15 protein-coding genes are annotated in these 12990 nt (G+C 67.6%); 6 read left to right on the forward strand and 9 right to left on the reverse strand.

Annotated features, from left to right (window positions below):
- The first annotated feature begins 58 nt into the window (after positions 1-58).
- On the forward strand, positions 59-766 hold the full coding sequence (locus BLW48_RS24205) for a gamma-glutamylcyclotransferase (protein ID WP_093177996.1): 708 nt from the start codon (positions 59-61) through the stop codon (positions 764-766).
- Positions 763-1302, forward strand: coding sequence for a superoxide dismutase family protein (locus BLW48_RS24210; RefSeq protein WP_093058251.1), 540 nt, complete (start codon positions 763-765; stop codon positions 1300-1302). Before BLW48_RS24205 ends, BLW48_RS24210 begins: the two co-directional genes overlap by 4 nt.
- 14 nt (positions 1303-1316) lie before the next feature.
- Here the strand turns inward: BLW48_RS24210 and BLW48_RS24215 are convergent, their stop codons facing one another.
- Positions 1317-1886 carry a nucleotidyltransferase family protein gene (locus BLW48_RS24215; RefSeq protein WP_093078836.1) on the reverse strand — a complete coding sequence of 190 codons (570 nt, stop codon included), beginning with the start codon at positions 1884-1886 and terminating at the stop codon, positions 1317-1319.
- A gap of 29 nt (positions 1887-1915) precedes the next feature.
- Here BLW48_RS24215 and pdxH point away from each other — a divergent pair, with 29 nt between their 5' ends.
- Positions 1916-2569, forward strand: a complete 654-nt coding sequence (gene pdxH / locus BLW48_RS24220) for a pyridoxamine 5'-phosphate oxidase (protein WP_093177911.1) — start codon at positions 1916-1918, stop codon at positions 2567-2569.
- Between the two features lie 9 nt (positions 2570-2578).
- Here the strand turns inward: pdxH and BLW48_RS24225 are convergent, their stop codons facing one another.
- The 8 genes from BLW48_RS24225 to msrA all read right to left on the reverse strand — a co-directional run bounded on the left by BLW48_RS24225 (position 2579) and on the right by msrA (position 11105).
- Positions 2579-3790 carry an OmpA family protein gene (locus BLW48_RS24225; protein ID WP_093177913.1) on the reverse strand — a complete coding sequence of 404 codons (1212 nt, stop codon included), beginning with the start codon at positions 3788-3790 and terminating at the stop codon, positions 2579-2581.
- Positions 3784-4143 carry a hypothetical protein gene (locus tag BLW48_RS35475; RefSeq protein WP_177142392.1) on the reverse strand — a complete coding sequence of 120 codons (360 nt, stop codon included), beginning with the start codon at positions 4141-4143 and terminating at the stop codon, positions 3784-3786. Before BLW48_RS35475 ends, BLW48_RS24225 begins: the two co-directional genes overlap by 7 nt.
- Before the next feature lie 170 nt (positions 4144-4313).
- Positions 4314-5267: an AEC family transporter gene (locus BLW48_RS24235; protein ID WP_093058248.1), complete on the reverse strand. Its 954-nt coding sequence runs from the start codon at positions 5265-5267 to the stop codon at positions 4314-4316.
- Between the two features lie 52 nt (positions 5268-5319).
- Positions 5320-7401 (reverse strand): TonB-dependent receptor, encoded by a 2082-nt coding sequence (locus BLW48_RS24240; RefSeq protein ID WP_093177917.1) that lies wholly within the window; start codon positions 7399-7401, stop codon positions 5320-5322.
- An 81-nt stretch (positions 7402-7482) separates the two neighbouring features.
- Positions 7483-7878, reverse strand: a complete 396-nt coding sequence (locus tag BLW48_RS24245) for a hypothetical protein (protein WP_093177919.1) — start codon at positions 7876-7878, stop codon at positions 7483-7485.
- A gap of 16 nt (positions 7879-7894) precedes the next feature.
- Positions 7895-10063, reverse strand: a complete 2169-nt coding sequence (locus tag BLW48_RS24250) for a TonB-dependent receptor (RefSeq protein WP_093177920.1) — start codon at positions 10061-10063, stop codon at positions 7895-7897.
- Between the two features lie 80 nt (positions 10064-10143).
- Positions 10144-10533 carry a hypothetical protein gene (locus tag BLW48_RS24255; RefSeq protein ID WP_256330891.1) on the reverse strand — a complete coding sequence of 130 codons (390 nt, stop codon included), beginning with the start codon at positions 10531-10533 and terminating at the stop codon, positions 10144-10146.
- A gap of 20 nt (positions 10534-10553) precedes the next feature.
- Positions 10554-11105, reverse strand: coding sequence for a peptide-methionine (S)-S-oxide reductase MsrA (msrA, locus tag BLW48_RS24260; RefSeq protein ID WP_093177924.1), 552 nt, complete (start codon positions 11103-11105; stop codon positions 10554-10556).
- Positions 11106-11207: 102 nt separating this feature from the next.
- On the opposite strand from msrA, the gene BLW48_RS24265 reads away from it, so the two are divergent.
- From BLW48_RS24265 to BLW48_RS24275, 3 genes are read left to right on the forward strand one after another with little or no spacing between them, the layout of a single operon-like run.
- On the forward strand, positions 11208-11930 hold the full coding sequence (locus BLW48_RS24265) for a TetR/AcrR family transcriptional regulator (RefSeq protein ID WP_093177925.1): 723 nt from the start codon (positions 11208-11210) through the stop codon (positions 11928-11930).
- Between the two features lie 21 nt (positions 11931-11951).
- Positions 11952-12629 carry a protein-L-isoaspartate O-methyltransferase family protein gene (locus BLW48_RS24270; RefSeq protein ID WP_093058243.1) on the forward strand — a complete coding sequence of 226 codons (678 nt, stop codon included), beginning with the start codon at positions 11952-11954 and terminating at the stop codon, positions 12627-12629.
- A gap of 16 nt (positions 12630-12645) precedes the next feature.
- On the forward strand, positions 12646-12990 hold the full coding sequence (locus BLW48_RS24275; protein WP_093058242.1) for a rhodanese-like domain-containing protein: 345 nt from the start codon (positions 12646-12648) through the stop codon (positions 12988-12990).

Here is a 12990-nt window from a genome sequence, read left to right on the forward strand (position 1 = left end):
CCCTGACACCCCCGTGTCGGACCCTGCGCCGAACCCCGGTCCGCCGGGACTCGACCCCATGCCCAAGCCCCTGCGCGACCCGCAGCCGATGCTCGAGCGCGCCATCGCCGACTGGGGCGGGCATGAGGACCTCTGGCTCTTCGGCTACGGCTCGCTGATCTGGCGGCCCGAATTCAGCTTCACTGAACGCCGACCTGCCTGGGTGCACGGCTGGCACCGCGCGCTGAAGATGTGGAGCCGCGTGAACCGCGGCAGCGTGCAGACGCCGGGCCTCGTGTTCGGACTGCTCTCGGGCGGCAGCTGCCGCGGCATGGTGTTCCGCGTGCCGAAGGCCGAGGGCCTCGAAACCCTGGGCCGGCTCTGGCTGCGCGAGATGCCGACCGGCGTGTACGACCCCAGGTGGCTGCAATGCGGCACGGCCGAGGGCCATGTGCGCGCGCTGGCGTTCACGCTGTCGCGGCGCAGCCCCAACTTCACGGGCGAGCTCAGCGACGAGCGCTACCGCCACATCTTCGCCCACGCGGTGGGCCGCTACGGCAGCTCGCTCGACTACGCGCAGCAGACGCTGCTGGAGCTGCAGCGGCATTCGATCCACGACGCCGCGCTGGCACGGCTGGTGGCGCTGGCCGCGGCGAAGGAACAGGAGCAGCGCCAGTCAGGGAACGCTGCTGATTGCGATGCACCGCAGGCTCCGGTATATGTTCCGGGGTCTCCAGACAAATCCGAATCCTCCCAACCTTCCGGACCCTCCAAGGAAAACACATGAACCAACGTCGTCTCATCGCCACCGGCGCCGCCCTCCTCGCCTCGGCCCTCCTGGCCGCCTGCGGCAGCATGGGCGGCAAGCCGAGCACGGCCGTCGAACTGGTGCCGACCGCCGCGATCACGCCCAACCCGACGCGTGGCACGGTGACCTTCACCGCCCTCGAGCATGGCGTGCGCGTGTCGGGCGAGGTGCGCGGCCTGGTGCCGGGCAGCGAGCACGGCTTCCACATCCACGAAAAGGGCGACTGCGGCGACAACGGCAATGCCTCGGGCGGCCACTTCAACCCGACCGGCGGCACGCACGGCAAGTTCGCCGCGCCAGGCAGCCATGCCGGCGAACTGCCGAGCCTGCGGGCCGACGCCAACGGCATGGCGCGCTTCAGCGTGGAAGACCACGCGATCTCGCTGACCCCGGGCGCCGCCAACAGCGTGGTCGGCCGTGCGCTGGTGGTGCACCGCGACCCCGACGATTTCACGACGCAGCCGGCAGGCAACTCGGGCCCGCGCATCGCCTGCGCCGTGATCGCCAAGCCCTGATCGAATAGAAAAGGCTAGGCGTTCACGCGCGCCAGCCACAGCGCCTCGGCCTGCGCCAGCGCCTCGGGCGTGTCGATGTCGGTGACCACGCCGACATCGTCCACCGCCAGGTCGGCGACCGAATCGATGGCGCGCATCGACCGCAGGATGGACGATGCGCCGAGGCCTCCCTCCAAGGTAGCGAGCTGCGCGCCGCACCCGGCGGCAAAGCCCACCGGATGCCCGCGCTCTCCCCGGTACTGCGGCTGCACGGCATTCACCCGGCCGCCAAGGGCAGCAGCCACGGCCTGCAGCGTCGCGGGCAGCACCAGCGGCAGGTCGCCCGGCAGGATCAGCCAGCCCTGCGCGTCGGACGTGGCACGCACGGCAGCCGCGATCGAGTCGCCCATGCCGGGGTGCCCCGCGTCTTCCACATGCCACGGCAGGCCGCTGGCGCGCACCGCGTCGAGCGTGCGCTCCAGCACCGGCTTGCCGGCGAGCAGAGCCTTCAGCTTCGATCCCGTGCCGCCAGCTGCAATGAAGCGCTCGCCGCGGCCCGAGGCCAGCACGATCACTACCGGGGAATTCGCCTTCTGTGTCGTCATGGGCCGAGTATGTGCGCAACAATCCCGGCATGACTTCCCCTCTCTCCAATGACGCACTGGCGGCACTGCGCAAGAGCTACGAGCGAGCCGAGCTCGGCGAGGCCCACAGCGCCGGCGATCCGATGAAGCAGTTCGAACGCTGGCTCACCGAAGCCATAGACGCGCAGGTGCCCGAGCCCAACGCGATGACGCTGTGCACCGTGGGCAGCGACCTGCGGCCGTCGAGCCGCATCGTTCTCATCAAGGGCTACGACGCGCGCGGCATCGTCTGGTACACCAACTACGAAAGCCGCAAGGGCCGCGAGCTGTCGGGCAATCCGTACGCATCGCTGCAGTTCCACTGGGTCGAGCTGGAGCGCGTGGTGCGCATCGAGGGCCGCGTCGAGAAGGCGGGCGCCGAAGAGAGCGACGCCTACTTCGCAAGCCGCCCGCTCGACTCGCGCATCGGCGCCTGGGCCAGCCCGCAGAGCGAAGTGATCAGCGGACGCGACGTGCTGGTGAAGAACGCAGCCGTGTTCGCCGCCAAGCACCTGCTCTCGCCGCCGCGCCCGCCGCACTGGGGCGGCTATCGGCTGGTGCCCGACCGCTGGGAATTCTGGCAAGGCCGCAAGAGCCGGCTGCACGACCGGCTGCGCTACCGGCTCGAAGGCAGCGACTGGGTGCGCGAGCGCCTCGCCCCCTGAGCCGCGTCGTCAGGCCTCGCAGCCTACGACCTTGAATTCGACGCGCCGGTCCAGCGCGTCACTCGCATCATCGGCCCCCGTTCCGACGATGTTCTCGCGAAAGCCCATGCCCGATTCGCGCAGCTTCTTCGACAGCGGCGGCGCCTCGCCCACCAGTCGGGCCTTCACGCTCACCGCGCGCTGCAGCGACAGCCGCTCGTTCACCGCCTCCGAGCCCGTGCGGCTCGTGTGGCCCGTGACCACCACGCACGAATCGATCTGCGCCGCCTGCCGCGCAATCTGGCGCAGCCACATCGGATAGGCGGTGCTGATCTTCGGATCGGACAGGAAATCGGTCGAGCCCGGCTTGAACAGGAACTTCACGCTCAGGTTGTTGGTTTCGAGCCCCAGGCGCGCGATGGTGCCGAAGGTCTTCTCGGCATCGGCAGTGCGGCCGAGCTGCGATTGCGTGAGGTACAGCCCGCTGTAGATGCGCAGCTGCTGGCCGTCGGGCCGTTTCGACGCGGCCTCGTAGCGGCTCAGCGCCTCGCTCATGCGGCCGGCCTCGTAGGCAGCGGTGGCTTCCTGCAGCACGGTCGAGGTTGGCAGGCGCTCCAGGTACAGCGCGTCGGCGGCCTGGCCGGGTTGGGTTTCGGCGGTGCGGATGTAGCCTTCGACGCCGCGGTCCTTGCCGTTCACCGGGCTGTCGCGGAAGAAGGCGGTGGGCCGCGTGTCGAGCGCGGCATCGCTGATGCGCGTGACCGACTGCGCAATCACCACGCCGCTCTTGATCTCGGTCAGCGCAAGGTTCAGCCGGTACGGCCCGCCCGAGGCGTCCTTGTCGCGCACCAGCGTGCCGTTCAGCACGTACTGTGCGTTGCCGATTTCGCTGGCGTTGAACGGCGTGACGGTGAACTGCTTGAACTGTGCCTGCATGCGCTGGACGATGCGCTGTTCCGCCACGCGCGTCACCTCGGTCTGCTGGCCGCTCGCGCCTTCGAGCAGCGGGTCGATCACGATGCGGCGCTGCGTGAGCGTCGATTCCACCTTGGCCAGGAAGGCCGGCAGCTTCTGCGTCTGCACCATCAGGTCGTCCACTGCCTGGTTCACGGCCTGGTCGAAAGGCATGGCGTTGCCGGGCGCGGGGCGGTGCGCGCAGGCGGCGGCAAGTACGGCGGCTGCGCACAGCGCGAACACGCGCAGTGCCACGCGGACTCGTTGGGTGGTGGTCGTCATCAGCATTGGCTCCTCAATGTCTTCATGTCCTGGTCCGACAGCGGCTCGCCGACGGCGGCGCGCATGTTGATTTCGCTGCAGCGCTTCGATGGCGCGGCGCGCGGCGCGGCGGCTTCGCGTTGCACTGGCGGCGGTGATGGCGGTGCGGCCGGCTGCTGTGCGCGCGTCCTGATCACCGGCTTCGGCTTCAGCGGCGCCTCGTCCGTCTTTTCAGACTTCTCGGCGGGCGACGGCTCGGCCGGCTCGCGCGGCACGTTCGCCGACAGGCACGGCGTGCGGCACGGCTTGGCCGCGCCAGCGGGCTCCGCGGCCTGCGCGGGACGGCCGTGCAGCGCGATCACCATCGCGACCACCGCCATAGCAAGAAGGGGCGAAGAGCGCGCCGGGTGAATCATCAGCCGGCAAATGTAGGGTGCCGGCGGCCCCGCGCCATCTCGCCAAACGGCCACCCTGCCAAACGGCATAGGCACGCGGCGAAGCGCTCTAAGGCGAAAGTCCGCTCAACGCCAAGGAGAAGAGACCGAAGGACTCAGGGCAGCCACTGCACACACATCATCACGAGCGTGAGCGTGACGAGCCCCAGCACCGTCGACACAGCGACGCTGGCCGTCACCAGGTCTTCGGACGTGCGGTAGCGCTGCGAGAACAGGAACACGTTGGCGCCGATCGGCAGCGCCGCTGCCACAACCATCACCGTGAGCGGAATGCCGCGCACGCCCAGCAGCCAGCCGATGACGGCCACCAGCAGCGGATGCAGCAGGTTCTTCACCAGCGCCTGCACCAGCGCGCCGCGCCAGTGCCGGCCGATGGGCGTGAGCGCGAGCGTGATGCCCACCATCACCAGCGCGATCGGCCCGAAAGCCTGGCCCAGCAGCTGGATCGGCTTGTCGATGACCTCGGGCATGACCAGCCCGGTCTGCGCGAACAACAGGCCCGCGATGATCGGCATCGGCACGGGGTGAATGATGGCGTTGCGCAGCGCGCGCATCACGGTGCGCGCCATCGACGGCCGCTTGTCTGCGCCAGCGGCGCCAGCCTGCTCGCGCGCGACGGCCAGCTCCAGCACCACCGTGGCGCTCGTCAGCAGCACCAGCGAATGCAGCGAGATCAGCGTGAGCAGCACCACCATGCCCTCCTCGCCGTATGCGAGGCCGATCAGCGCGATGCCGATCATCACGGTGTTGCTGTAGGTGTTGGCCAGCGCGAGCACCGCCGCCGTGCGGTTGAACCCGCGCAGCGCCAGCGTGCCCGCGAACAGCAGGCCCGAGGCGATGAAGTACGCCGCCACGGGCTTGAGGCTCAACTGCTCGACGTGCACCGTGCTCATGGCGCGGAACAGCAGCGCAGGCGCGAGCAGCAGGAAGATGAGGTGCGACAGGTCTTTCACCGCATTGCCGCCGATCCAGCGGCGCTTGCCTGCCAGATAGCCGACAGCGATGAGCAGGACGACGGGAAGGAGCGAGGAGATGACGATGGAATTCACTCGGCGAGGATAGCCGAGGGACTCCTTCGTCTTCGCCCGCCCCCTTGCGCCCTTAGAACGTCACGCGCAGGCCGACCTTCAGCGTCCGCCCCGGCAACGGTGCGTTCGGATACACCGTCGTCGTCAGGATCGAGGTCGCGCTGTAGGCCAGCTTGTTCGTGATGTTATCCATGCGCGCATACCAGGTGAGGTTGGCGCGCTGCACCTTCATGCGGTAGGTGATGGCCGCATTCCACAGCGTGTATGCATCGGTTTCGCGCGCGCCCACCGACGGAATGCGGTGCTGCGCTGCGTTGTAGTCGAAGCCGAAGCGCGCGCCCCACGGGCCGTTGGCATAGGCCAGCGTTGCGCCCAGGCGCAGCGGCGCGATGCGCGGCAGCGGCTCGCCGGTGTCGAGGTTCTTCGCGCGCACGATGTCGCCGCGCCACTCGAGGTCGAGCGTGCCCGCGTCGCCCATGCGTGCGAAGCCGTCGGTGCCCAGCAGGCGCAGGTTGCCGTTGGCCTCGATGCCGGTGAAGCGCGCGCGCACGCCGCTGTAGACGTACTCAGCCAGCGTGTCGGTGGCGCCGGGCTCGGCCACGTTGCCCTCTTCATCGAGGTTGCGCCCCGATGCCGTCAGGCCGATGTAGTTGCTGAAGCGCGTGACATACGCGTTGACGCGGGCCGTGTTGGGCCCCGACTTCCATTGAGCGCCCAGGTCGAGGCCGGTGGACTTTTCCTTCTTCAGGTTCGGGTCGCCCACCTCCCATGCGGCCGTTGCCACGTGGGGGCCGTTGGCCAGCAGCTCGTAGTCTTTCGGCGCGCGCTCGGTATAGGCGAGGTTCGAAGTCAGCTGCCACTGCGGCGCGAGGTTGACCAGCGCACCGAAGGCCGCACTGTGCGGATTGAAGGTGCGCTCGCCAACAGCAAAGCGCGTGACCGTCGGATCGTCCGGGTAGCCCAGCGAGCGGATGCGGACCTGCTCGGTGCGCGCACCGAAACTCAGGCGGCCCCATGAAGTGCCGTATTCCTCGTACATGAACAGCGCGTTGGAGCGCGTGCGGCTGTGCGGTGCAAAGGCCTCCTCGCCGTCGGCGGCGAAGCGGTTGGTTTCGCTGCTGAAGCCGACCAGGCCTTCGAAGTTGCCGATCTTCTGGTGGCGCGCCTCGATGCGCAGGTCGTTGCTCATGTTCGAGAACGTGGTGCCGGCTTCGCCGCCCTCGAACTCGGTGTGGCGGTAGTCCGTATGACTCAGTTTCGCGTGGATGCTGCTGATGAAGCCGCCCGGGCGCCACTCGCCTTCGATCGCATAGCGGTCGGACTTCATGCCGATGGTCACGTCGTCTTCAGCCACGGTGCCGTACTTGCTGCGGTAGGTGCTGACCGAGGCGCCGATGTAGCCCTGGTCGAAGAACATCGTGCCGCCGACGGCGCCGCCGTGCGCTTCGTTGGCCGAGTTGCAGATCTTGCGCGCAGTCCACGGCGAGCCGGGCTTGCTGCATTCGAGCGTGATCGGCACCGACACGTCTTTCGAGTCGCGGTTGAAGGCGTCGACGTGGATCGCCAGGCGTTCGTTGCCGCCTTCGAGCACTACACCGCCGTTCTTTTCCTTGTTGCCGGTGGAGTAACCCAGGTCGGCGCGGCCGCCGAAGCCGTTGATCGGCTCCGTCGGAATGCGGTTGTCGATCACGTTGACCACGCCGCCGACGGCGCTGCCGCCGTACTGCAGCGCCGAGGGGCCGCGCAGCACCTCGATGCGGTCGGTCACAAGTGCATCGACCGGCACGGCGTGGTCGTAGCTCAGCGCCGAGGCGTCGGGCGCGCCGCCGCCGTTCTGCAGGATGCGGATGCGGTCGCCGTCCTGGCCGCGAATGATCGGGCGGCTGGCGTTGGGGCCGAAGTAGCTGCTGCTCACGCCGGGCACGTTGTCGAGCGTTTCGCCGAGCGTCGATTGGGAGCGCAGCAGCAGCTTGTCGCCCGACAGCGTGGTGGTCGGCGCGATCAGGTCGCTGGCGCCGAGCGGGTTGCCGGTGACGGTGACTTCGCGCAGGCTGGTGGCGTCGGCGGGTTGGGCCTGCGCCTGGGCCAGGCTTGCGAAAGAGGCAAGCGAAAGAACGGCAACGCCGATGGCGTTGCGAGGGAAATTGGGAGTCATGAATGGACACTCGTTGAAATCAAGGGACGACCGGCCGCCACCCACGCCAAGCGGGTGCGGCAGTCGGAACACATCGGAAATTCAGCGAGTGGAAGGCGGACCGCGTGCGTCGAACAGCACGATCCAGCGGGCGACGGCTTCGCCCTGCAGATACGCGAAGGTGGCCGACGGCAGCACCATCGGCAGCACCACCAGCGGCACGCCGGGCGCGCTGAAGCCGTGCGACAGCCGGTCGTACAGCCGGCACTCGGCGTCGGTCTTGTCGCCGAACAGCGCATGCAGCCAGGTGTGCCGCTGCGCCGGGGCGTGCGCGCCCGAAGCCACGGTAGTGGCAGCGGTCGCGCGCTCGGCGGACAGGGCCCAGGCGCGATCGCCCGGCACGTGCAGCGTGGCATGCACGAGGCCGAGCGTCGACGTCACCCACACTGCGACGAGCAGCATGAAGGCGACTGTGCGCGAGAGCCTCGTGTGCGTCATCTGCGTGCGACCTGCATCAGAAGTGCGTGGTCATGCTCACGTACAGGCTGCGCCGCGTGCCGTACTGCGGCGCACCCACGCCCACGCCCGTGCCGTCGCGCAGCAGGTAGCTCTTGTCGAACAGGTTCAGGATGGCGATGCGCCCGACGATGTCGCCGCCCGAAGCCTCCTTCCAGGTGTGCGAATAGGCGGCGTTGACCACCGCGTAGTGCGGCAGCGCCGCGCTGTTGGGCGCGCCGCCGTCGGGGGTGCGGCGCAGGCCGCTGCCGAAGATCAGGTCGCCGCTGACCTGGTTGTCGCCGAAGCGGTAGCTGGCGCCGCCCGACAGCGTGTAGGTCTGGTCGTGGTCCAGGTACACGTAGTGGTTGGCGATGTAGCTCAGCTCATCGGCGCCGAATAGCGACTGGCTCGACACGATGTCCTTGCCCATCGCCTTCTGGTAGGCGAAATTCGCGTAGGCCGACCAGTGGTCGTCGCTGTAGCGGGCCGACAGCTCCAGCCCGCGCGCGAAGCCCTTGGCATAGTTGAACGGCGACAGGATCAGCGCCTGGCCGAACTGGCCTTCGTCGAGCAGGTTGGTGATGTCCTTGTAGTACACGTCGGCCGACAGCGACAGGTTGGCATTCACCTTGTGGTCCACGCCCAGGTCGAAGTAATGGGTGCGCTCCGCCTTCACCGCATCGGAGTTGGCAACCTCCGGCTGGTTGGTGGTGCCCGCATACAGATTGATGCTCTGCTGCGAGGCCAGCTCCTGCGGCGGCGGCGTGAAGTAGCGCGCGTAGCCCGCGTGCAGCGCCGTGTCGTCCGACAGCTTGTACGCAAGGTTCAGCCGCGGGCTCCACTGGTGCTCCTTGGTGAAAGCGTCGACGCTGTCGTAGCGCAAGCCGTAGTTGAAGGTCAGCTTCGGGTCGATGCGCCATTCGTCCTGCAGGTAGAGGCTGGCGAGCTGGCCGACCTTGCTGGAGTTGTCGTTGATCAGCAGCGGCGTGTTGCCTACCTGCGCGCCGGTGTCGTCGACCAGGAACACGTTCACCGCATTGATGCTGCGCGTGGTCTGCCGCGTGTAGGCGCCCCCGAAGCGCAGCGTGTGGGCATCGTTCAGCTTGTACGACGCATCGGCCTGCAGGCCGTTGGACGAGTTGGAGCGCAGGGTGTCGGAGGCCACGCCGTTGTAGATCAGGTCGCCCACGGCGTCGGGCACGTAGTGCAGGCTCGAGTACTGGTGGAAGGCCGAGAGCTGGAAGTCCAGCGCGCCCACCGTCTTCTGGTATGACAGCGCGACGAAGCGCGTGGCTTCGGTCTGGCGCTCGCGCACATCGGACGACGGCAGCCCGTTGTAGCCCGTGCCCAGGTCGCTGTAGCCGGCCAGCGAGAAGGACGGCGTCTGGTTCGGGTTGGTCGGAATCTGGAACTTGCCGTTGTAGGTGCCGAACATCAGACCCAGGCGCGTATCGGCGTCGAGGTAGTACGAGAGGTTGCCGAAGGTCTTGCCCTGCCGTGTGCGGTCGTTCTGCGCGTTGAGCGTGGGCTGCGGGTTCTCGATGCCGTTGGTGTTGGACACCAGGCTGCCCGACAGGTAGTAGCTCAGGTTGCCGGTGGTGCCGTAGACGGAGCCGCTTTCTTCCAGCGTGTTGTGGCTGCCGAAGGTAAAGCCGAGCGAACCGCCGGGCTTGCCGAAGCCCTGCTTGGTCTGGATGTCGACCACCCCGGCAGTGCGCAGGCCGTATTGCGCGGGCAAGGCGCCGGTCAGGAAGTTGACCGAGTCGATGTAGCGCGTGTCCAGCGACTGGCCGAAGCCCGAAATACCTTCGGGCAGCTGCACGCCGTTGACGCGGTACTGCACGTTGCCGTGGTCGTCGCGCACATGCAGCGAGCCGGAAGCCTTCGAGTCCTTGGCCACGCCGGGCAGTGTCAGCAGCACGTCGTCGAGCGGCGTGGCGTCGCCCTTGCCGAGCGCGTCGATGGCCGCGCGGTCGATGCGGTAGACGGTCGCGCCGACCTCGGGCGAGAGTTCCATGCGCGCCTTCTTGAGGCGCTCGGACTGGATCTCCACGGTAGACAGCGTGCCTTCGGCGCTGGGCGCGACGGTGGTGGTCGTGGTGGTCGCGTCCTGGGCGAAGGCCGACCAGGACAGCAGTGAAAGAACGGCAATGCCAACGGCACTGCGACGGAAATTGGGAATCATGAATGGACACTCGTTGAATCGATGAACGATCTGCCGCAGCCCGCGCGATGCGGGCTGCGGCAGCCGGAACACAGGGAGATTCAGCGAGAGGAAGGCGGACCGCGCGCGTCGAAGAGCGCGATCCAGCGGGCGACGACCTCGCCCTGCAGATAGGCGAAGGTGGCCGACGGCAGCAGCATCGGCAGCACCACCAGCGGCACGCTGGGCACGGCGGAACCGTGCTCCAGCTGGTCGTACAGCCGGCATTCGGCGTCGGTGTGCTCGCCGAACAGGCTGCCCAGCCCGTGAGCCGCGTGGTCGTGCGCGCCGCTGCGCGATGCCTGCTGCACCTGCACCGCCGCCTCGGCGTGCGAGAGGCCCGGCACGTGCAGCGAACGGTGCATGACCCCCAGCGTGCCCGCAATCCACAGCGCGAACGCCAGCGCGACGATGAACGCGCGCGACGAACGGGAGGGAGACTGGCGGGCCATGCGCATGGGACGGAAGGCGATCAGGCCTTCAGGCGCGAGGCGAAGGTCTTCTGGAACTTCTCGACCTTCGGGCCCACGACGAATGCGCAGTAGCCCTGGTTCGGGTTGTTCAGGAAGTAGTCCTGGTGGTAGGCCTCGGCCGTCGAGTAGTTGGCGAGCTTTGCCACTTCGGTGACGACGGGCGAGTGATAGGTCTTGCTGGCCTCGATCTCGCGGATGACCCCTTCGGCCACCTCTTTCTGGGCGTCGCTGGTGTAGTAGATGCCGCTGCGGTACTGGGTGCCGACGTCGTTGCCCTGGCGGTTGAGCGTGGTCGGGTCGTGCACGACGAAGAAGATTTCGAGGATTTCACGCAGGCTGATCTGCGCCGGGTCGAAATCTAGCTTCACCACCTCGGCATGGCCGGTGCGGCCGGTGCAGACCTGCTCATAGGTCGGGTTGACGGTCTGGCCGTTGCAATAGCCCGATTCCACGTCCAGCACGCCCTGCACCCGGTCGAACACCGCCTCGGTGCACCAGAAGCAGCCACCGCCCAGCACGATGGTTGCGGTCGGCGACGGTGAAGTGGACATGGTGCTGCTCCGGCAGGTTGGAAAAAGACGAACCCGATATTGTCGCGGCTTGACGTGACGGATGCCGGTCACTACATTACTAACCCGCGAGTCATTAACATCATGCCCACGCCCCGCTCCTTCGTCGAAAAGATCTGCCCGGTGCACGCCAAGCGCGAGCGCCGGAAAGAGGCGCGTCCCGGCGAACTGCTGGCCGCCGCGCTCGATCTGTTCGTCGAAAAGGGCTTTGCCGCCACCCGTTCCGAGGAAGTGGCGGCGCGTGCCGGCGTCTCCAAGGGCACCCTCTTTCTCTACTTTCCGAGCAAGGAAGAGCTGTTCAAGGCCGTGGTCATGGAAAACCTCGGCGGCCGTTTCACGGAGTGGAATGCCGAGTTCGAGGCCTTCGAAGGCACCACGGCCGAGATGCTGCGCTACTGCATGAACGTGTGGTGGGAGCGCGTCGGCAAGACCCAGGCCTCGGGCCTGACCAAGCTCATGATGAGCGAGGGCGCCAACTTTCCCGAACTGGCGGAGTTCTACCGCCGCGAGGTGGTCCGGCCCGGCCACGAGCTGCTGCGGCGCATTTTCAAGCGCGGCATCGACAGCGGCGAGTTCGCGCCGATGGACATCGACCACGCGATCTATTCGGTGGTGGCGCCCATGGTCTTCCTCATGCTCTGGAAGCATTCGGCCATGGTCTGCGTCGACGGCGCATCGGCGCTCGACCCCGAAAAGTACGTCGCCGTGCAGGCCGACGTGGTGATCAACGGGCTCAGCGCGCACCCCGGAAGGCCGAGCGTGCCGCCGGTGTCACCGCCGGCACCTAAAATTGAAGGTTTGTCCTGAGCCCACTAGGAAAACCACGCCATGAACCCCACCCCCACCCTCGAGCGCTTGCGCTTCAACATGATCGAACAGCAGATCCGCCCCTGGGATGTGCTGGAAACGGACATCCTCGAACTGCTGGCCGAAATCCACCGCGAAGACTACGTGCCGGAAGAACACCGCACGCTGTCTTTCTTCGACATGGAACTGCCCCTGCTCGACGGCTCCGTGCCCGGCGAATTCATGCTGTCGCCCAAGGTCGAGGCACGCACGCTGCAAGACCTGCACATCCAGAAGCACGAATCGGTGCTCGAGATCGGCACCGGCTCCGGCTTCATGGCCGCCCTGCTGGGCGCCCGCGCCGCCCAGGTGCTGTCGCTTGAAATCAACCCCGTGCTGGCCGCCCGCGCCGCCGAGACGCTGCGCCGCAACGGCGTGACCAACGTCGAAGTGCGCAATGCCGACGGCGCCGTGCCCCTGGCCAGCGGCCCGAGCTTCGACGTGATCGTGCTGAGCGGCTCGGTCGCCCGCATTCCGCAGAACCTGCTGGGTTCGCTCAAGGTCGGCGGCCGCCTCTCGGCCATCGTGGGCGAAGAGCCGATGATGCGCGCCCACTTCGTCACCCGCTCGAGCGAAAGCAAGTGGGACACCATCCAGCCCTGGGACATCGTGGCCCCGCGCCTGCTGAACTTCCCCGAGCCCTCGCGCTTCTCGTTCTGAGCCGGCGGTTGACCGAATGATCGACCAAGTCCGCCCCGCCGACCTTGCCGCCTGGTTCGCCCAGAACGCCGATGCCACCCCCGTGCTGCTCGACGTGCGCGAGCCCTGGGAACTGCAGACGGCGAGCGTCGCGCCCCAAGGCTTCACCCTGGTGGCGATTCCGATGAACGAGATTCCCGGGCGGCTGGCCGAACTGAACGACGGCCAGTCCGAACTTCGAATTGCATGCCTGTGCCATCACGGCGCGCGCAGCCAGCGCGTGGCCGCCTTTTTGAACCAGAACGGCTTTGACCAGCTCGCCAACGTGGCGGGCGGCATCGACGCCTGGTCTTCGCACGACCCCTCGGTCCCGCGCTACTGA

This window comes from Variovorax sp. YR266, assembly GCF_900107295.1.
Classification (GTDB): Bacteria; Pseudomonadota; Gammaproteobacteria; order Burkholderiales; family Burkholderiaceae_C; genus Variovorax.

Bases quoted from the DNA above. Each gene is read 5' to 3' on its own strand.
- BLW48_RS24210 (WP_093058251.1), top strand. From the start codon at position 763: ATGAACCAACGTCGTCTCATCGCCACCGGCGCCGCCCTCCTCGCCTCG.
- BLW48_RS24250 (WP_093177920.1), bottom strand. From the start codon at position 10,063: ATGATTCCCAATTTCCGTCGCAGTGCCGTTGGCATTGCCGTTCTTTCA.
- BLW48_RS24205 (WP_093177996.1), top strand. From the start codon at position 59: ATGCCCAAGCCCCTGCGCGACCCGCAGCCGATGCTCGAGCGCGCCATC.
- BLW48_RS24275 (WP_093058242.1), top strand. From the start codon at position 12,646: ATGATCGACCAAGTCCGCCCCGCCGACCTTGCCGCCTGGTTCGCCCAG.
- msrA (WP_093177924.1), bottom strand. From the start codon at position 11,105: ATGTCCACTTCACCGTCGCCGACCGCAACCATCGTGCTGGGCGGTGGC.
- pdxH (WP_093177911.1), top strand. From the start codon at position 1,916: ATGACTTCCCCTCTCTCCAATGACGCACTGGCGGCACTGCGCAAGAGC.
- BLW48_RS24255 (WP_256330891.1), bottom strand. From the start codon at position 10,533: ATGGCCCGCCAGTCTCCCTCCCGTTCGTCGCGCGCGTTCATCGTCGCG.
- BLW48_RS24215 (WP_093078836.1), bottom strand. From the start codon at position 1,886: ATGACGACACAGAAGGCGAATTCCCCGGTAGTGATCGTGCTGGCCTCG.
- BLW48_RS35475 (WP_177142392.1), bottom strand. From the start codon at position 4,143: ATGGCGGTGGTCGCGATGGTGATCGCGCTGCACGGCCGTCCCGCGCAG.
- BLW48_RS24265 (WP_093177925.1), top strand. From the start codon at position 11,208: ATGCCCACGCCCCGCTCCTTCGTCGAAAAGATCTGCCCGGTGCACGCC.
- BLW48_RS24225 (WP_093177913.1), bottom strand. From the start codon at position 3,790: ATGCTGATGACGACCACCACCCAACGAGTCCGCGTGGCACTGCGCGTG.
- BLW48_RS24245 (WP_093177919.1), bottom strand. From the start codon at position 7,878: ATGACGCACACGAGGCTCTCGCGCACAGTCGCCTTCATGCTGCTCGTC.
- BLW48_RS24240 (WP_093177917.1), bottom strand. From the start codon at position 7,401: ATGACTCCCAATTTCCCTCGCAACGCCATCGGCGTTGCCGTTCTTTCG.
- BLW48_RS24270 (WP_093058243.1), top strand. From the start codon at position 11,952: ATGAACCCCACCCCCACCCTCGAGCGCTTGCGCTTCAACATGATCGAA.